Origin of the sequence: Amycolatopsis sp. VS8301801F10 (assembly GCF_046195355.1) — a bacterium.
GTDB lineage: Bacteria > Actinomycetota > Actinomycetes > Mycobacteriales > Pseudonocardiaceae > Amycolatopsis.
This window is the reverse complement of record NZ_CP176065.1, coordinates 83,630-100,572: the sequence shown is the minus strand read 5'-3', so window position 1 is coordinate 100,572 and position 16,943 is coordinate 83,630. Positions and strand designations below refer to the sequence as shown.

Annotated in this window: 19 protein-coding genes; 12 read left to right on the top strand and 7 right to left on the bottom strand. The window is 70.1% G+C overall.

Going from position 1 to position 16,943, the window contains the following annotated elements; all coding sequences use genetic code 11:
• The first annotated feature begins 113 nt into the window (after window positions 1–113).
• The 3 genes from F9C11_RS00500 (at window position 114) to F9C11_RS00490 (ending at window position 2,889) form a co-directional block, all read left to right on the top strand.
• Window positions 114–1,301, top strand: a complete 1,188-nt coding sequence (locus tag F9C11_RS00500; protein WP_409182992.1) for an FAD-dependent oxidoreductase — start codon at window positions 114–116, stop codon at window positions 1,299–1,301.
• Window positions 1,302–1,525: 224 nt separating this feature from the next.
• A complete protein-coding gene (locus tag F9C11_RS00495) occupies window positions 1,526–2,656 on the top strand; it encodes an anion permease (RefSeq protein ID WP_409182991.1) in 1,131 nt (376 codons plus the stop codon).
• An 11-nt stretch (window positions 2,657–2,667) separates the two neighbouring features.
• Entirely contained in the window at window positions 2,668–2,889 is a 222-nt protein-coding gene (locus F9C11_RS00490; protein ID WP_409182990.1) for a hypothetical protein, read from the top strand.
• On the opposite strand, the gene F9C11_RS00485 is transcribed toward F9C11_RS00490, so the two are convergent.
• Entirely contained in the window at window positions 2,886–3,614 is a 729-nt protein-coding gene (locus F9C11_RS00485) for a hypothetical protein (protein ID WP_409182989.1), read from the bottom strand. The two genes, F9C11_RS00490 and F9C11_RS00485, sit on opposite strands and share 4 nt — an antisense overlap.
• Window positions 3,611–3,820, bottom strand: coding sequence for a hypothetical protein (locus tag F9C11_RS00480; protein WP_037355092.1), 210 nt, complete (start codon window positions 3,818–3,820; stop codon window positions 3,611–3,613). The genes F9C11_RS00485 and F9C11_RS00480 overlap by 4 nt, the downstream gene beginning before the upstream one ends.
• 81 nt (window positions 3,821–3,901) lie before the next feature.
• Here F9C11_RS00480 and F9C11_RS00475 point away from each other — a divergent pair, with 81 nt between their 5' ends.
• Window positions 3,902–5,449 carry a sensor histidine kinase gene (locus tag F9C11_RS00475; RefSeq protein WP_409182988.1) on the top strand — a complete coding sequence of 516 codons (1,548 nt, stop codon included), beginning with the start codon at window positions 3,902–3,904 and terminating at the stop codon, window positions 5,447–5,449.
• Entirely contained in the window at window positions 5,446–6,093 is a 648-nt protein-coding gene (locus tag F9C11_RS00470; protein ID WP_409182987.1) for a response regulator, read from the top strand. Before F9C11_RS00475 ends, F9C11_RS00470 begins: the two co-directional genes overlap by 4 nt.
• Here the strand turns inward: F9C11_RS00470 and F9C11_RS00465 are convergent.
• Window positions 6,090–7,205, bottom strand: a complete 1,116-nt coding sequence (locus F9C11_RS00465) for an FAD-dependent monooxygenase (RefSeq protein WP_409182986.1) — start codon at window positions 7,203–7,205, stop codon at window positions 6,090–6,092. The two genes, F9C11_RS00470 and F9C11_RS00465, sit on opposite strands and share 4 nt — an antisense overlap.
• A gap of 108 nt (window positions 7,206–7,313) precedes the next feature.
• Here F9C11_RS00465 and F9C11_RS00460 point away from each other — a divergent pair, with 108 nt between their 5' ends.
• Complete coding sequence (locus tag F9C11_RS00460) at window positions 7,314–7,808, top strand: TetR/AcrR family transcriptional regulator (protein ID WP_409187101.1); 495 nt, start codon at window positions 7,314–7,316, stop codon at window positions 7,806–7,808.
• Window positions 7,809–7,883: 75 nt separating this feature from the next.
• Here the strand turns inward: F9C11_RS00460 and F9C11_RS00455 are convergent, their stop codons facing one another.
• From F9C11_RS00455 to F9C11_RS00440, 4 genes are all read right to left on the bottom strand, one after another.
• The gene (locus F9C11_RS00455; RefSeq protein ID WP_409182985.1) at window positions 7,884–8,642 is read right to left on the bottom strand and encodes an ABC transporter permease; all 759 of its coding nucleotides are present in this window, start codon (window positions 8,640–8,642) and stop codon (window positions 7,884–7,886) included.
• Complete coding sequence (locus F9C11_RS00450) at window positions 8,639–9,553, bottom strand: ATP-binding cassette domain-containing protein (RefSeq protein ID WP_409182984.1); 915 nt, start codon at window positions 9,551–9,553, stop codon at window positions 8,639–8,641. Before F9C11_RS00450 ends, F9C11_RS00455 begins: the two co-directional genes overlap by 4 nt.
• Window positions 9,554–9,630: 77 nt before the next feature.
• Window positions 9,631–12,051: an ATP-dependent helicase HrpB gene (hrpB, locus tag F9C11_RS00445; RefSeq protein ID WP_409182983.1), complete on the bottom strand. Its 2,421-nt coding sequence runs from the start codon at window positions 12,049–12,051 to the stop codon at window positions 9,631–9,633.
• The gene (locus F9C11_RS00440; protein WP_409182982.1) at window positions 12,048–12,878 is read right to left on the bottom strand and encodes a glutamate ABC transporter substrate-binding protein; all 831 of its coding nucleotides are present in this window, start codon (window positions 12,876–12,878) and stop codon (window positions 12,048–12,050) included. The genes hrpB and F9C11_RS00440 overlap by 4 nt, the downstream gene beginning before the upstream one ends.
• Before the next feature lie 98 nt (window positions 12,879–12,976).
• Here F9C11_RS00440 and F9C11_RS00435 point away from each other — a divergent pair, with 98 nt between their 5' ends.
• The 6 genes from F9C11_RS00435 (at window position 12,977) to F9C11_RS00410 (ending at window position 16,687) form a co-directional block, all read left to right on the top strand.
• Window positions 12,977–13,486: a MauE/DoxX family redox-associated membrane protein gene (locus F9C11_RS00435; RefSeq protein WP_409187100.1), complete on the top strand. Its 510-nt coding sequence runs from the start codon at window positions 12,977–12,979 to the stop codon at window positions 13,484–13,486.
• A 5-nt stretch (window positions 13,487–13,491) separates the two neighbouring features.
• Window positions 13,492–14,292 carry a DsbA family protein gene (locus F9C11_RS00430; protein ID WP_409182981.1) on the top strand — a complete coding sequence of 267 codons (801 nt, stop codon included), beginning with the start codon at window positions 13,492–13,494 and terminating at the stop codon, window positions 14,290–14,292.
• Window positions 14,293–14,370: 78 nt separating this feature from the next.
• The gene (locus tag F9C11_RS00425) at window positions 14,371–14,685 is read left to right on the top strand and encodes a hypothetical protein (protein ID WP_409182980.1); all 315 of its coding nucleotides are present in this window, start codon (window positions 14,371–14,373) and stop codon (window positions 14,683–14,685) included.
• Window positions 14,682–15,806 (top strand): C40 family peptidase, encoded by a 1,125-nt coding sequence (locus tag F9C11_RS00420; protein WP_409182979.1) that lies wholly within the window; start codon window positions 14,682–14,684, stop codon window positions 15,804–15,806. The genes F9C11_RS00425 and F9C11_RS00420 overlap by 4 nt, the downstream gene beginning before the upstream one ends.
• A complete protein-coding gene (locus F9C11_RS00415; protein WP_409182978.1) occupies window positions 15,807–16,187 on the top strand; it encodes a YbaB/EbfC family DNA-binding protein in 381 nt (126 codons plus the stop codon). It begins immediately after the preceding gene.
• A complete protein-coding gene (locus F9C11_RS00410) occupies window positions 16,181–16,687 on the top strand; it encodes a YbaB/EbfC family nucleoid-associated protein (protein ID WP_409182977.1) in 507 nt (168 codons plus the stop codon). The genes F9C11_RS00415 and F9C11_RS00410 overlap by 7 nt, the downstream gene beginning before the upstream one ends.
• Window positions 16,688–16,943 lie beyond the last annotated feature (256 nt).

The following is a 16,943-nucleotide window of genomic DNA, read 5'->3' as shown; positions in this document are numbered from 1 at the left end:
GTATGGGTTAGGCTGGACGACTGATTCGCTCTGTTTCCGAGTGCCCGGCTTAGGCGGGCCAGCCCAGTGCGTCCCTCTCGAACCAGAACGTTGGTACGGAAGGGACCTAGCTGATGGCGGATAACGCTGACAACACTGTGCTCGTGATCGGGGCCGGGCTCGGCGGGCTGTGCCTCGCACAGGGGCTGCGCAAGGCCGGGATCCCGTGCGAGGTCTACGAACGCGATGCGGCGCTGGACGCGCGCCGGCAGGGCTATCGGCTGCACATCGATTCCCGTGGCGACCAGGCTCTGCGGGAGGTGCTCCGGCCGCACCTGCACGAGCTGTTCCTGGCCACCTCGGGGCAGCCGCGCAACGTCACCACGATCTACGACAGCCAGCTGACGCCGCGCATCGAGTTCGTGCTGGACGACGGTGAGGTCCAGCGGAACGTCAACCGGTTCACCCTCCGGGAGATTCTGTTCGCGGGCCTGGACAACGTCCACTTCGGCAAAGAGTTCGTGCGCTACGAGGAGTGCGACGACGGCGTGATCGCGCACTTCGCGGACGGGACGCAGGCGCGCGGCGCGGTGCTCGTCGGCGCGGACGGGGTGAATTCGCCGGTGCGCCGCCAATACCTTCCGCAGGCGCAGGTGGTCGATACCGGATTGCGCCAGCTGTACGGGAAGATCCCGCTCACCGCGGCGAACCGGGAACTGTTCGATCCGGCCATGTTCTCCGTGTTCAACATTATTTCCGGGCCGGGGAAAGCGATGATCGGGGTCGCGCCGGTCGACTATCCGGAGCCGATCGCCGACGCGTGCGCGCGGCTCGCGCCCGATGTCCGGCTCAGCCCCGACGAGCCGTACATGACCTGCGCTTTCGGTGCGCGCACGGAAATCTTCGGGCAGACCGACGACGAACTCCGCGCTCTGTCCGGCGACGAGATGCGGAAGCTCGTGCTCGACCGGGTCGGGGACTGGCATCCGAAGGTGCGCCGGATCGTCGAAAGCTGGGTTCCGGAAACGGTATTCCTCGTCTCGATCCGAACCAGCGTGCCGATCGGGCCGTGGGAGCCGTCGCGGATCAGCCTGGTCGGCGACGCGATCCACGCGATGAGCCCGGCCGCCGGGGCCGGGGCGAACACCGCGATGCGCGACGGTGCCGCGCTCGCGGCCGCGTTGCACAGCGGCCAACCGGACGCGATCGGGAAATACGAAGCGGAAATGCGCGAGTACGGCTTCGCCGCGGTCCGCGAATCCGCGGCGAATGGCGCGCAGCACCTTGGACAGAACCCCTTGCCGGAAATGTCCATTCTGTAAGGCTCGGGAAGTGCGCGGGGGCAGAGTTCCCGCCCCCGCGCGCGGGCCGGAACCGTCAAGGCGACGATGGAAAAGGACCAGCAGGTGAACGGCGGAAAACCAGCGCCTGCGGCAAGAACACGTTCATTCAGAGTTCAACTACTGGCCACCCGCTGAGGGATCTGGAGTCCCCGCCGGCGTCGGTACCGTCACTCCCGCAGGACACTCCGACCAGGAGAGCGGGCATGGACTTTTCTCTCATCGTCCTGGTGGTGATCGTCGCGGCGCTGGCCTTCGACTTCACCAACGGGTTCCACGACACGGCCAACGCGATGGCCACTTCGATCGCCACCGGTGCGCTCAAGCCCCGGGTCGCGGTCGCGATTTCCGCGGTGCTGAATCTCGTCGGCGCGTTTCTTTCCATCGAGGTCGCGAAAACCATTTCCGGCGGGATCGTCGACGACGCCAAGGTCACGCCGGTGGTGATTTTCGCCGGATTGGTCGGGGCCATCGTCTGGAATCTCGTGACGTGGCTGGTCGGGCTGCCGTCGAGTTCGTCGCACGCGTTGTTCGGCGGGCTGATCGGGGCGACCTGGATCGCCTCCGGTGCGGACGCCGTGCACTTCGCGAAGGTCGTCGAAAAGGTGCTGATCCCGGCCATCGCGTCGCCGGTGGTGGCGGGCGTCGTCGCGATCGCCGGCACCTTCCTCGTCTACCGGATCACCGCCAAGGCACGGCAAGACGTCGTCGGCAAGGGTTTCAAGACCGGCCAGGTGCTTTCGGCGAGCCTCGTTTCGCTCGCGCACGGCACCAACGACGCGCAGAAGACGATGGGCGTCATCACGCTCGCGCTGATCGCGGGCGGTTCGCTCGCGCCGGGGTCGAGCCCGCCGGTCTGGGTCATCCTCGCGTCCGGTTTGGCGATCGCGCTCGGCACCTACTTCGGCGGCTGGCGCATCATCCAGACGATGGGCAAGAAGCTCACCGAAATCCAGACGCCGCAAGGTTTCGCCGCCGAGACGAGTTCCGCGGCGGTCATCCTGGCCTCGTCGCACCTCGGCTTCGCGCTGTCGACCACGCACGTCACCTCGGGCGGCATCATCGGCTCGGGGCTCGGCCGGAAGCTCGCCGAGGTCCGCTGGGGCGTCGCGGGCAGGATGGTGCTCGCCTGGGCGCTCACGCTGCCCGCCGCCGCGATCGTCGGGGCCGTCGCCGCCGCGGTTTCCACGCGCGGCAGCTGGGGAACCGTCCTCGTCGGCGGTGTCGGGGTGCTGCTCGCGCTGGGCATCTGGCTCGTGTCGCGGCGCAACCCGGTCACGCCGGCCACTGTCAACAACGATCCGGAGGCTGCCGACGCCGCCCCGGTCGCGGCCTGAGGGAGCACGACATGGCGATCAACTGGGGTGCCCTCGGCATCGTTTTCGTGGTGGCGCTGGCCGCGGCGGTCGTGCTCACCGGGCTGTTCGCGTACGGGGTGCGCGGGCTGTCCGAGCGCGTGATCGCCCGCGCGAACGGCGGCAGCGGCACGGTTCAGCTGACCGGCGCGGTCGCGTGCTTCACGATCTGCGCCGCGGTGATCGGGTACGGGATCTACCTGATCGTGGCCTAGCCGAGAGCCGCCTCCGCGCGGGTTCGCAGCTCTTCCGGAAGCTCGTCGAGCAGCGGTCGCACCGTTGCCCGGCGAGTTTCGTTCAGGTGGGCCAGCACGTCCAACGCCGGGGCCCACAGCGATTCGTCCGCCGCGGCAGTACGGACCAACGAGGGCAGCCGGTCGTCGCCGAGCAGGCTGAGCATGTGGTCGATCCGGCTCCGGTCGTCCAGCACGTACGCGGTGTGCAGGAGGCCGGCGTCGTCCAGCAGGCCGACGCAGCGGCGGACCGTGTCGTCCGGCAGGTGGCCGACAAACCGGCCGAGCGTGATCCAGTCCTCGCGGCGGGTCAGTTCCTCGGCGACCGCTACGACCGTCTGCACCGGGATCCGCGTGATGATCGCCGTCGCGCGCCGCGGATCCAGCTCCGCCGCGACCGACGCGAGGAACTTCGGCGACAGCCGTTTCGCGACGTCGACACCACGGGACACGTCGACCAGCCCGGCGATCCGCGCGCACAGCAGCGGGCCGAACACCTTCTCCGCGATCTTCGCGGTCACCCCGGCCGGCAGCAGTCTGCTCGCCAGCGCCATCCGCTCCAGCACGACGAGGTTCGCGTCGAACAGCGTGGTCGTCACCTGCTCGCGCAGCAGCCGCACCTCTCCCTGGTCGACGTCGGCGAGGTAGCCGAGCCGGGCGGGGTCGACATCCAGCACCCGGGCGAGCTTCAGGATCTCGGGGTTCACAGGCCGACCGCCTTCCGCACCGCGCCGCGCAGCAGCGCCGGCACGTACTTCAGGCTTTCCTCACCCGCGCGGGCGAGCGCCTGCGCCTGCCGGTGCCGGGCGTCCCGCAACGCCGCCGCCAGATCCTGTTTGTGCTGCTCAGGAAGGGATTCGATGCCGTCCGGCAGCGGAGCGCCGAGCTGCTCGGCCAAGGTGCGTTCAGCCATGGTGACCCATCATGCCGCACGATCCCGCCCTTGACTTTCGGCAGTGGTGACGAATCGGGCGGCCCTTGTAGCGTCAGCGGAATGAAGGAAGCGACGCGAGTTCGCTGGCGCGTGGCGTTCGACGTGCTGCTCTGGGCCGCGTTGTGCGGATTCGTCCTGCTCGACGCGTCGAACAGCGCGAACAGCTGGGAACTCGCCTACGGCCTGGCGTCGGTCACCGCGGCGATGGCGACGGCCCGCGTCTATCCGGCGTTCGCGCTGGCGGTGGCGATGGCGACGGCGCTCGTCATCGCGTTCGGCTGGGGCGGCCGGGTGGCGGTGTGGGAGTTCTTCCTGATCGTCGTGATCTCCTACCTGGCCGGTCTGCGGCTGGCCAGGGCGCGCGTCGCGATGACCTGCTTTTTCGCGATCGCGGCAGCCGGGATTCCGCTGGCCTTGCTGCCGACCTCGAGCTTCGACGCGTGGGGCGCGGTGCTCGGCACGCTCGCGTTCGCCGGGGTCGCGCCGTGCCTGCTCGGCCGGCACGTGCGGTTGCGGCGCGAACTCGCCCAGGACGGATGGCGGCGTGCCGAGGAGATGGAGAGCCGGCACCGGCTGGTCGCGCAGGAAGCGCGGTTGCGGGAACGGGCGCGGATCGCCAGCGACATGCACGATTCGCTCGGGCACGAGCTGAGCCTGATCGCGGTGCGGGCGGCGGCGCTGGAGGTCGACCGCGAGCTTGGCGAGAAGCAACGCGAGGCCGCCGGACAGCTCCGGGCGGGCGCGGCGACGGCGACCGAACGGCTGCGCGAGATCATCGGCGTGCTGCGCGAGGACGCCGCGCCGGTCGAGCCGGTGCAGGGCGATCTGGGGGAGCTGATCGACCGCGCGCGGGCGTCCGGGATCGAGATCGGCGCGCGGATCGCCAACCTGGACAGCGCGCCGCCGATGGTCGCGCGGGCCGTCTACCGCGTGGTGCAGGAAGGGCTCACGAACGCGGCGAAGTACGCGCCCGGCGCGGCCGTCACGGTGGTCGTGACCAGCACCGGCGAGGCGACCGACGTCCGGGTCCGGAACGCGCCGCCGCCCGCCGGACCGCTGCCCGGCCGGTCCGGGCAGCGGGGGCTGATCGGCCTGCACGAGCGGGTGCGGCTGGTCGGCGGCAGCCTGACCGCGGGCCCGGCGGGCGGCGGGTTCGAGGTCGCGGCCAGCCTGCCGCACGACTCCGCGCCCGCGCCGGAACAGGACGACGATGGGATCGGGCAGGCCGCGCGCGAGCTGGAACGCGCCCGGCGCGCCGTGCGGTCGAGCCTGGTGCAGGCGATCGTGGTGCCGTTGGCGCTGTTCGGGGTGGTCGTCGGCGGGGCGGGCGTGACGTTCCTGGTCCAGTGGTCGTCGTCGGAGCTGCCGCCGGATGCGTACGCGCGGATCCGGCTCGGCATGCCGCGTTCGGCGGTCGAGCCGATGCTGCCCGCCCGCCAGCGCACGACGTTGCCCTCGATCAACGTGCCGCCGCAGCCGCCCGGAAGCACCTGCGAGTACTACGGGGCCGGCCGGAGCTGGCTCAACTTCAACTATGCCGTCTATCGACTGTGCTTTGTGGACGATCGAGTGGCGAGCAAGGATCTCTACAGTGAGGACGAACAGTGATCCGCGTACTGCTGGCCGACGACGAAGCGATGATCCGCGCCGGCGTGGCCGCGATTCTGGCCTCGGACAAGGAAATCGAGGTGGTGGCCGAAGCCGCGGACGGACGGGCGGCGGTCGAACTGGCGCGCGCGAACCGGCCGGACGTCGCGTTGCTCGACATCCGCATGCCCGGTCTCGACGGGCTCGCCGCGGCCGAGGAGATCCGCAAGCTGCTGCCGGACACCGGCGTCCTCATGCTGACGACGTTCGGGGAGGACGAGTACATCGAACGCGCGCTGGGCCTTGGCGCGAGCGGGTTCCTGCTCAAGGCGGGCGATCCGCGTGAGCTGCTCGCCGGGGTGCACGCGGTCGCCGACGGCGCGGCGTTCCTGTCGCCGAAGGTCGCGCACCGGGTGATCACGCGCCTGTCCGGCAACCGGTTCAGCCGGGCCGCGACCGCCCGCGAACGGGTGAGCGTTTTGACGAACCGGGAACGGGAAGTGCTGGTGCTGCTGGCCGAAGGACTGTCCAATGCGGACATCGCGGCGCGGATGTTCGTCGTGGAGGGCACGGTGAAGGCGCACGTGAGCACGATCCTGACCCGGCTGGACGTGCGGAACCGGGTGCAGGCCGCGATCACCGCGTTTGAAGCGGGGCTGGTTTAAAGCTTCGGCGGTTGCCAGCGGCTGATGCCGGCTCCGACCCGGGTAGTGACCGCTGCGGGGAGCAACCGGGTGAACGCGGTTCGCAGCGCGACTGCTACCGGGTTGCGGAGGAGTGGCCCGCTTGCCCCGGCCTGGATCGACGCCTTCGCGACCTTCTGCGTGCGCGGCCGACGTTCCGCGTCATAACGGCGAAGCGCTTCGTCCACTGTGGAATCTCGGACGTGCGATGCCAGCACCACCGCGTCCTCCAGCGCCTGGCAACCGCCTTGTCCGAGGAACGGCGGCATCGCGTGCGCGGCGTCTCCGAGGAGCGCGATGCGGCCGCGGGTGTAGCTGGGCAGCGGTGTCGCCAGGTGATGCGTGTCGTGCAGCAGGATTTTCGGCGTGGCGTCGATGAGCTGCGGAATCGGGTCGTGCCAGTGCCCGTACTTCGCGCTGAGGTACGCGCGGATGTCGTCGTGCCGGATCCCGGCCGGGCGGGCTTCGGAGACCCACCAGTACACCTCGTCGTCCAGCAGCGGCAGGAGCCCGACTTCGATGCCCGCGGCCCACGTCGTGCTCAACGTAGCCTTCAGCGGCAGTTTGGCGATGCCACGGAACGCCGCACCACCGCTGTACTCCACGCGCGCGGCCGGGAAAAGCGCCTGCCGGATCGGGCTGTTGATCCCGTCTGCCGCCACGATCAGGTCCGCTTCCATCGAGCCGGAATCGTGGTGCACCACGCCGTTCTGCTCGACCCGAGTCACCTCGACCCCGGTCTTCAGGCATTCGTCCGGCAACGCTGACCGCAGCGTTTCGATCAGGTGCGCCCGGTGAATCGCGCCCAGCGGCAATCCGTGGCTGCGTACGAAGAGGTCCGCGTCCCAGTCGGCCAGCCGACGCCCGCGCCAGTCGACCAGACCGCCACCGCGCTGCGCCGAGAGCCGCGGCTCGACTCCTAGCTCGGCCAGCGCTCGCTGCGCGTTGGGCCACAACGAGATTCCCGCGCCGATGGCGGTCAGCTCCGGCGCCCGTTCGAGCACCGTGACCTCCCAGCCGACCCGGCGCACTCCGATCGCCGCGGCCAGTCCGCCGATGCCGCCCCCGACCACGACCGCGCGTCGCGTAGCCATGCCGACCTCCTCTACTTCTGTAGAGGACTCTACACCTGTAGGGTGCCGGGAGTGGAACGGAGAGCTGTGCTCGGCGACGCGGCCATCGAGGTCATCGCGGCCGAGGGCATGCGCGGCCTGACCCATCGCGCCGTCGACCGGGCGGCCGGGCTGCCCGCGGGCTCGACGTCGTACTACGCGCGCACCCGCCTCGCCCTGCTGGAGCTGGCCGCGGACCGGATGGTCGCGCTGGACCAGGCCGAAGTCGCGCCGCCGGAAGGGAAACTCGCGGAGTTCCTGGGCGCGATGGTGCGCCGGTCGATCACCGCCGGCCGCACCAGGATGCTGGCGCGGTACGAATTCGCGCTGGAATCGGTCCGGCGGCCGGAACTGCGCGCGCGATACGACGCCGGCGGGCTGGAATTGCGCCGCCGGTGTGCGGAAGTGCTTGCCGCGGCGGGGTCTCCGGCTCCGGAGGACCACACGCGGGTGCTCATCGGATGGCTCGACGGATCGATCTTCGACGCATTGGCGGGCACGGGCTCCGTCAACCCGCCGACCGAAGCCGAACTGGTTGCCGGAGCCCGTGCCGTGCTCGCCGGATTGGGGTTGCCGGACGCCTGACCGGCCCTGCCGGGATCCGTGAGGGGGAACTTTCACGGACTCTGATTCCCCTCACGAACCTTCCCGAAGGGCGGCTCAGGCGTCGCGGCGGTTCAGCAGCGCGGTCCCGGCGCCGATGCCGGCGACCGCCCAGCCGAGGCAGATCAGCACGCCGACCCAAGGTCCGTACGGCGGCAGGCTGCCGAGCAGCGGATTCACCTCGCCCGGCGGCACCATCGCGTTGATTCCCGCGAAGGCCGGGAAGTAGTCCAGCGCCCCGGGAAACACGTACGACGACATCAGCATCGGCAACGGCAGCAGCAGCACGATCACCACCACCAGCGTCCCCGCCGCACTGCGCAGCACGAACGAAATCCCCAGGCACAGCACGCCGAGCAGGGCGAAATACGCCCCCATGCCGAGCGCGGTGGCCGCCCCCTGTGCCAGTGACGTGGGACCCCCAGCCCCACGCATCAGCACCGAGGCGACCCCCATGCCCAGCGCGGCGACCACCACGCCGTAGCCGAACAGCACCGGCACCAGCACCACGGCCTTGGCGGCGGTGACCCGCGGCCGCACCGGAACCCATTGCAGCGTCGAGCGAATCGACCCGCTGGTGTACTCGCTGGTCACGAACAACGTCGCCACCGCGAGCACGCAGAACTCGACCAGGTAGATCGCCCCGGCGTTGACGATGCCGTGCGCGGTCTGCTGCCGATCGCTGCCCGCGTGCTGGGAAATCCCCGAAACGACCGAGTAGAACGCCATCAGCAGCACCCCGCCGGACAACGAGAGCCACGTCGCCCGCACCGACCAGAACTTGGTCCACTCCGCCGAAATCGCCAGCTTCGTCATGCCGTAACCCCGTATTCCACCGATCCGGCAGTCAGTTCCATGTACGCCTGCTCCAGCGAGGCGGTCCGTTCCGTCAGCCCGTGCAACCGGACGCCCAGTTCGTGCGCCAGGTCCCCGATTTCGGCCGCGCTCGTCTCGTCGACGAGCAGTTCGCTGTCCTCCCCGGGCACGACGGTCCGGCCGCTGCTCCGAAGCCAGTCCGCGAGTTTCGCGCGCTCGGCCGGATCCGGCACGCGCACCGCGACCGAGCGGCTCGAGTTGCCCGCGATGAAGTCGCCGATCGCCGCGTCGGCGAGGATCGATCCCTTGCCGATGACCAGCAGCCGGTCCGCGGTCAGCTGCATCTCGCTCATCAGGTGGCTGGACACGAACACCGTGCGTCCTTCGGCGGCGAGCGAACGCATCAGCTGCCGCACCCAGCGGACGCCGTCCGGGTCGAGGCCGTTGACCGGCTCGTCGAACATCAGCACGCCCGGGTCGCCGAGCAGCGCGCCGGCGATGCCGAGCCGCTGGCTCATGCCGAGCGAGAACGTCCCGGTGCGCTTGCCCGCGACGTCGCTCAGCCCGACCGTCGCGAGCACTTCCTCGACGCGGCTCGCGGCGATTCCGTTGCTGCGCGCCATCGCGAGCAGGTGTTTGCCCGCGCTGCGGCCGGGATGCACGGCTTTCGCATCCAGCAACGCACCGACTTCCCGCAACGGATACCGCAGTTCGGCATACGGTTTGCCGCGGATCAGCGCGTCGCCGGAGTCCGGCCAGTCGAGGCCGACGGTCATCCGCATGGTGGTGGACTTGCCCGCGCCGTTCGGGCCGAGGAACCCGGTCACCGTGCCTGTCTCGATGACCGAGGTGAGGCCGTTGACCACCGTTTTCTGGCCGTAGCGCTTCGTCAATCCGCGAAACGTGATCATAGGGCGAAGTCTGCGCCCGCGCGGGGTGCGCGGACATCAGCCGACCGTCGCGGACCGACCCCGACTTTAGGCAGGGGTCAGCGCGACCGGCGGGTGGTGTGCCGGGTCGGCTTGGCGGTCGCGGGGTCTTCCGGCCACGGGTGCTTCGGATAGCGGCCACGGAGATCGGCGCGGACGGCGGCGTAGCCGGTGCGCCAGAAGGATTCGAGATCGGCGGTGACCGCGGCCGGGCGGCCGGCGGGGGACAGCAGGTGCAGCACCACCGGTATGCGGCCGTCGGCGAGGGACGGCGTGGCGGTCCAGCCGAACGTCTCCTGCAGCTTCACCGCGAGCACCGGCTGGTCGCCGTGGTAGTCCACGCGGTAGTGCGAGCCGGACGGGACCTCCAGCCGGTCCGGGGCGAGTTCGTCGAGCCGCGCGGCTTCGGGCCAGGGAAGCAGTCCGCGCAGGGCGGTTCCGGCGTCGACGTTCGCGAGGTCGGCTCGGCGGCGGACCTTCGACAGATCCAGCCAGCTGTCCACATCGGACAGCAGCGACTCGTCGGTCACGGACGGCCACGGTTCGCCCAGGACGCGATGCAGGAAAGCCAGGCGTTCGCGCAAGCGCGTGCCGTCTTGGCTCCAGCGCAGCAAACCGAGGCCTTCGGCGCGGAGCCCGGCGACAACTGCGTCGTGAACGAGCTGCGGATCTGGGTTGCGCAACGGCTTTTCCGACAACACGATCGCGCCCAGACGGCGGACGTGTCTAGCGACGACATCACCGTCCCAATGCACTTCGTCCACTTCGGACACCAGAGTCGGCGCGGCTCGGACGGCGAGTGCTTCGTCGGCGGTCGCGGCGAGCCGGATGGTGCCGTGGACGCGGCCCGGGTCGCGGGTGGCTTCGGCGACCGCCAGCCATTCGGCGTCGGCCAGCCCGCTGCCGGTGGGCAGTTCGGCCGCGGTGCCGCTGGCCATCAGATACACCGGGGCCGCTCCCGCGCGCCGCCGTGCCAGGCGTTCCGGATGCGCGAGAGCGACGACGAATGCGGCGTCCGGGTCTGGTTTCGCTGGCGAATTGACCAGTGCGGCCAACCGTTTCGCGTCCCGCTGCCAGCGGCGGGCCGATTCGTCGTGCGCGGAACGGAGCCACCGCAGTTCGGCTTCGACGTCGGTCAGCGTCGCTCCGGCATCGAGCAGCGCGACCACTTCCGCAGCCGCCCGAGCGCCAACGGCCTCGGCACCGTCCAGCAAGGCGCGCGCCAGCCGGGGATGCAGGCCGAGGTCGGCCATCTTCTGCCCGCGCGGCGTGACCGCACCGTCGGCCGTGGTCGCGCCGAGCGTCACGAGCAGGCTTCGCGCGGCGGCGAGCGCGCCTTCGCCGGGCGGGTCCCACCAGGCGAGGCCGGTTCCGTCCGGAGTGGACCAGCAGGCGAGTTCCAACGCGAACCGTGCCAGTTCGGCGGTGCGGATTTCCGGCTCTGGATACGCGGGCAGCGTCGCCTGCTCGTGCTCCGGCCAGCACCGGTACGCCCGGCCTGGTGCTTCGCGGCCTGCCCGGCCAGCACGTTGTTCCGCTACCGCCGCGGAAACCCGCACCGTAGCGAGTCCGGCGAGACCGCGTCGATGGTCCACCCGGGGTACGCGCGCGAGACCGGAATCCACGACCGCGCGGACGCCGGGCACGGTCAGGCTCGACTCGGCGACGGCGGTCGCGAGAACTACCCGTCGCCGGTCGCGCGGCCGCAGCGCTTCGTCTTGCCGGGCAGCGGAAAGCCGTCCGTGCAGCGGAAGCACGTCCGCGTCCAGAGAACTCAGCAACGCCGACGTACGCGCGATTTCCCCGGCACCAGGGAGGAACGCGAGCACATCACCGTCCCCTTCGGACAGTGCTTTTCGGACCGCCGAGGCGACCGCGGCTTCCGGGCGTTCCCCGCGCGCCGGAGCGCGGTAGCTCAGCTCAACCGGATACGTGCGGGCGTGTGCGGTGATCACCGGGGCGTCGCCGAGCAACTCGGCCAGCCGTCCGGAGGCGACCGTCGCCGACGTCGCGAGCAGCCGCAGGTCGTCGCGCAGCCCCGCGCGGACGTCGAGGAGCAAGGCGAGCAGCAGGTCAGCGTCGAGATGGCGTTCGTGGCATTCGTCGAGCAGGACCGTCGACACCCCGGCCAGTTCGGGATCGTGCTGCACCCGCCGCACCAGCAGCCCCGACGTGACCACTTCGATCCGCGTCCGCGACGACACCTTCCGGTCGCCGCGAACGGCGTACCCGACCGTCTCTCCGACCGGCTCGCCCAGCAGCGCCGCCATCCGCCCGGCCGCGGCCCGAGCGGCGAGCCGACGCGGTTCGGCGACCACGACGCGTCCTTCGCCGCGGTTCAGCGCGAGCGGCACGAGCGTGGTCTTGCCGGTGCCGGGCGGCGCGACGAGCACCGCGGCGCCGTGGTCGTCGAGCGCGCTCAGCACGGACGGCAGCACCGCGCGGACGGGCAGGTCCGGCAGCGAGGCGAGGTCGGTCACTGCTCGGTGATCTCCGGTGGATTCGGCAACGGGTAGTTCGACGGCCCGATGTTCGCCTCCAGCGACTTCCGCCAGGCCCCGGTCGACACCATCTTCCGGATCGCGTCGTCCACCGCGTGCTGGCCCTCGGTGTCGCCCTTGCGCAGGCCGACGCCGTACCGCTCGGTGGAAAACGGGCGGCCGACCACCTTGAGCAGCTCCGGGTTCTGCGCGGCGTACCCGGCGAGGATCACCGCGTCCGTGGTCACCGCGTCGACCTGATTGGCCAGCAACGCGGTGACGCAGTCCGGATACCGCGGATACTCGACCAGCTTCACCATCTGCGCGAACTTGTCCTTCACCATCTGCGCGGGCGTCGAGCCGGCGACCGAGCAGAGCCGCTTGCCGTTGAGGCTTTCCGGCCCGGTGATGTCCGGCGAGGTGAGCCGGACCAGCAGGTCCTGGCCGGTGCTGAAGTACGGCCCGGCGAAGCTCACCTGCTGTTTCCGCTTGTCGGTGATCGAATAGGTGGCCACGACCAGGTCGACCGCGCCCGAGGTGAGGTCCGTTTCGCGGCGCGCCGGGGTGGTCTCGTGCCAGGTGATGCGGTCCGGTTCGACCCCCAGTTCGCGTGCGACGAAAGTAGCGACATCGACGTCGAAACCGGCGAGCCTGCCGTCCACGGTCCGCTGCGAAAGGCCGGGCGCGTCGAACCGGATTCCGATGGTCAGGTGGTTGCCGTCACGCGCCCGGGTGGGAAGCGGATCGTCCTTGGACACCGTCGACGAACCGCAGGAGACGCAGCTGACCAGCAGAAACACTGCGGCGACCACTGCGCGTAACCGCATCGGTGCCTCCGCTTCGCCGGTTGGCTGCTCACATAGTTCTCAGGTCAGACGGCTAGCCTAAGCGCGTGCGCCGACTGCCCCAACCTCTACTCGACACCATCGGCACGCTCGCCCGGCTCGGGCTGGCCGCCGTGTGGCTCGTGTCCGGCGGCCTGAAGATCGCCGACCCGGGGCAGACGTACATCGCCGTGCAGGCCTACGACGTGCTCCCGCACGCGCTGGTGCGGCCGGTCGCCACCGGGCTGCCGCTGCTGGAGCTGGTGCTCGGGCTGCTGCTGCTCGCCGGACTGGCCACGCGCTGGGTCGCGGCCGCGTCGCTGCTGCTGCTGGCCGTGCTGGTCGCGGGTATCGCGCAGTCGTGGGCGCGAGGGCTGAGCATCGACTGCGGCTGCTTCGGCGGCGGCGGGCGGGTGAACGCCGGGCAGACCGAATACCCGCAGGAGATCCTGCGCGACACCGGCTTCGCCCTGCTCGCGGTGTGGCTGCTCGTCCGGCCGCGCACGTGGCTTTCGGTCGACGGCTGGCTCGGCTGGGGCAAGGGCCGGAAGCCCGGGAACTCCGGCGAGGTCCCGGACGACTACCCCAAGAGCATCGCGGAAGGGAATTAGGAACAGTGGGTGGAGCTGCGCGCAACGCGCGGAAAAGCCGGCAGCAGGCGGCGGCCGCGAGGTCGGTCGCCCAGGCGCGGGGCTCGAACAGCGACCGGAACAAGATCATCGCGATCGTGGCCGCCGTCGTGGTGGTCGCCGCGCTCGTGATCGGCGGCGTGCTCTGGATCAACTCGAGCAAGAACGCCACGCAGGACAGCGCGATCCAGCCGGGCACGACCTCGGCGCTCGGACCGGGCGTGGTCGAGAAGCGCGACGGGGCCGTGGTGACGGTCGGCAAACCGGGCGCGCCGAAGACGATCGACCTGTACGCCGACTTCCTGTGCCCGTACTGCGCCAAACTGCAGCAGGACTTCGGGCCGCGGATGGAGAAGGCGATCAACGACGGCCAGCTCGCCGTGCGCTACCACATGGTCATCCTGCTCAACAAGAACTCCGACCCGCCGGGCTACTCGCTCGACTCGGCCAACGCCGCGCTCGCCGCCGCCGACCAGCAGAAGTTCACCGCGTTCCACGACGCGCTGTTCAAGAACCAGCCGCCGGAGGGCGGCCGCGGGTACGACAAGGCGCAGCTGATCAAGCTCGGCCAGGACCTCGGGATCAGCGACCCGAAGTTCGCGGAGACGGTCAACGCCGGCACCTACGACCAGCAGCTGCAGGCGGCGTTCCAGCAGATCCAGAACGACCCGAAGCTGCAGCAGGACTTCGGCAACGGCCAGGTCGGTTTCGGCACGCCGACGGTCGCGGTCGACGGCAAGGCGGTTCCCGCGCAGGGCGACTGGCTGTCGAAGATCCTCAACGGCTGACCTGATCCGGTCAATTCGCCTGTCCGGGCACAACCCGTCCGCTAACCTGGGCCGCAGGGTTCAGGGGAGGGGCGGGTTGTGTCCGGTTTTCATGTCGACGACGGCGCGTACGAGAACTACGCGAAGCAGGTCGACCCACTCGGCGACGAGGTGCGTTCCGCGGCGAAGGCACACCTCGGTCCGCACGTGACGCTGTCCGGCGACGGGTTCTCCGCGATCGGGGACGAATCCGGGTTCGCCGGCGCGTACGGCGCGCGGATGCGGGCGCTGCAGGAACGAATGCACGCGCTCGGCGGCGGCTGGCACGACGTCGGCGAGGCGGCTCGGCGCACGCAGGGCAACTACGCGGCGGTCGAGCAGGAACACGGCGACGCTTTGCGCAGGCTTTCGTGAACGCTCCGGTCGATCATCTGGTCCGGAACGGGCTGGACACTACGAATCAGTTCGCCGCGAAGCTGAAGCACGATCCGGCGGCGATCAACGGCGCGCGCGACGGGCATGTCGCGCTGCAGACGACCGTCGGCCAGGCCAACCAGCACGCGGGTGCGCAGCGGGTGAACCTGGCGCAGGCCAGTTCCGGGGCGACCTCGGAGCGCGCGGTCGCGACGTCGAAGGATCTGGAGAAGGAAGTCCAGGACCTTCTCGACGAGAGCGCGGAAATCGAGCGGGCGGTCGCGGAGGCGGCGGAGACGCTGCACGTCGGCGAGATCCGCAACGATCAGGTCCGGGACCAGATCCTGCGCGAGATCGCGTCCTCGATGAAGGCGCTGGCCGCGGTCAACGGGATCCAGCCGCCGGAGAGCCGGGCGGCCGCGGCTCGGCAGATTCTGCTGAAGCTGCAGACGAAAATCGGCGAGCTGACCGGGCAGGCGGCGACGTTCACCGAGGAGACCCTCGGAAAGCTGACCGGTCTGGGGCAACGGCTCGGCGGGTCGGAATCGACGTCCGCGAGCAGCGCGACGACGACGGTGCCGCAGGCGTTCAACAACAACGGCGCGCACGTCAGCCACGGCGGTGGAGGCGGCGGAGACAGCGGTGGCGGTGGAGGCGGTGGAGGCGGCGGCGGTTATGCCGGCAAACCCCGGTTGCCGGTCGCAGTTCCGCCGCAGCCGGGCAGCGGGGTCGGGATCAACCTGCCGGGCGGGAAAACCGTGATGGCGCCGAACGAGACCGCGGCCAAGGCGGTCCGGGCGGCGTTGTCTCAGCTGGGCGTGCCGTATGTGTGGGGCGGAACCGCGCGCGGGCAGGGGCTCGACTGCAGCGGGTTGACCATGACGTCCTATCAGGACGCTGGATTGCAGTTGCCGCGGACGGCGAAGCAGCAGACTGTTGGGGCTGAGGTGCCTTCTATCGATCAGTTGCTGCCCGGGGACTTGGTGGTGTGGTCCGGGCACGTCGCGATGGTGATCGGCGACGGGCAGATGGTCGAGGCCGGGGATCCGGTGCAGATCAGCAAGATCCGGACGACCAACGCCGGGCAGCAGTTCATCGGGTTCTACCGGCCTACGGGGTGAGTGGTGGCTGAGTTCGACATGGACCGCGCGGTGGCGCGGGTGATGGAGGAGGCTTCCCGGACTGGGGAGGCGGCCGCCGCTCGGTTCGAGCGGGCCGGGCCGGTGGTGGGGAAGGCCGCTGCTGGTGGGGTTTCCGTCGAGGTCGCGCCGGGCGGGTTGCTGACTGGGCTGACGTTGACGCGGGCCGCGTTGCGGAGCGGGTCGGAGGCGGTGGCTTCGCAGATTTTGGAGTTGTCGCGGCGGGCTGAGCGGCGGGCTGGGGATCGGATGCATCAGGTATTGGCGCCGGTGCTGGGGGCGGAGGCCGTGACCGCGTTGGGGTATGCGGCGTTGGCTGAGGATGACCCGGATTTCTATGACGAAGAGCCGGTGGCGTGGTGAAGACTCGGGAACTGATTGAGCAGGCTCGTTCTCGGGAGGCTGCGCTGGTGCAGGTCGCCTCGCTGATGGCGGAGGCGCGGGGATCGGCTCACGCGTTGGACGGGTCGGTCGAGGTGACCGTGGACGCGCTGGGGTCGTTGAAGCGGTTGTGGCTCGCGCCTGCGGTGGCGGAGAGGGATCCTTCGCGGGTTTCGGCGTTGGTGCTTGAGGTCGTGCGGGTCGCGATGGCTGAGGCTGAGCAGGATTGCTACAACCGGGTGGGATTGTTGCTGGGGGAGGAGGCGGGGTTGCTGGTGGAGGCGTTGTCTGGGAAAGCGGCTCCGGCTCGATCCGCGGATGATGATCCTGGGATGACGGTGGAGGAGTTTCAGCGGTTGCGGGCGGAGAGGGTGGGGGAGAGGCGGTTTCCTGCTCCTGCTCCTGCTCCGGCTTCGGTTGAGTCCGCTGTGGAGGAGGGGTGGGAGGATTTTGATCCGGCTTCTTTGCGGTCGGATCGGTGAGTCATTCGGCTCGTCGCCCTGGCGGGCGACATTGCGCCCGGATGAGTGGGTGCGTTGGCCCCCCGATTTTTTAGTGTGACTACGGCGCTGGGGTGCTTGTCAAGGCGGGAAAGATGCCTTGACAAGCACCCCAGCGCCGTGTTTTTGGCTGTGTATCGGGGGTGGGGGTGGGGTGGGTGCCTCGCTTTTTTGGGTGCATCGGTGCGGTTGGGGGGCGCGTTGGGGGCTGGCGCCCCCACTGCGAGCGTCGAGGTGC

What these genes read in the sequence shown, in the direction of transcription:
- F9C11_RS00465 (WP_409182986.1), bottom strand. Translation starts at nt 7,205, where the DNA reads ATGGCTACGCGACGCGCGGTCGTGGTCGGGGGCGGCATCGGCGGACTG.
- F9C11_RS00490 (WP_409182990.1), top strand. Translation starts at nt 2,668, where the DNA reads ATGGCGATCAACTGGGGTGCCCTCGGCATCGTTTTCGTGGTGGCGCTG.
- F9C11_RS00450 (WP_409182984.1), bottom strand. Translation starts at nt 9,553, where the DNA reads ATGATCACGTTTCGCGGATTGACGAAGCGCTACGGCCAGAAAACGGTG.
- F9C11_RS00480 (WP_037355092.1), bottom strand. Translation starts at nt 3,820, where the DNA reads ATGGCTGAACGCACCTTGGCCGAGCAGCTCGGCGCTCCGCTGCCGGAC.
- F9C11_RS00460 (WP_409187101.1), top strand. Translation starts at nt 7,314, where the DNA reads ATGCGCGGCCTGACCCATCGCGCCGTCGACCGGGCGGCCGGGCTGCCC.
- F9C11_RS00475 (WP_409182988.1), top strand. Translation starts at nt 3,902, where the DNA reads ATGAAGGAAGCGACGCGAGTTCGCTGGCGCGTGGCGTTCGACGTGCTG.
- F9C11_RS00495 (WP_409182991.1), top strand. Translation starts at nt 1,526, where the DNA reads ATGGACTTTTCTCTCATCGTCCTGGTGGTGATCGTCGCGGCGCTGGCC.
- F9C11_RS00500 (WP_409182992.1), top strand. Translation starts at nt 114, where the DNA reads ATGGCGGATAACGCTGACAACACTGTGCTCGTGATCGGGGCCGGGCTC.
- F9C11_RS00440 (WP_409182982.1), bottom strand. Translation starts at nt 12,878, where the DNA reads ATGCGGTTACGCGCAGTGGTCGCCGCAGTGTTTCTGCTGGTCAGCTGC.
- F9C11_RS00455 (WP_409182985.1), bottom strand. Translation starts at nt 8,642, where the DNA reads ATGACGAAGCTGGCGATTTCGGCGGAGTGGACCAAGTTCTGGTCGGTG.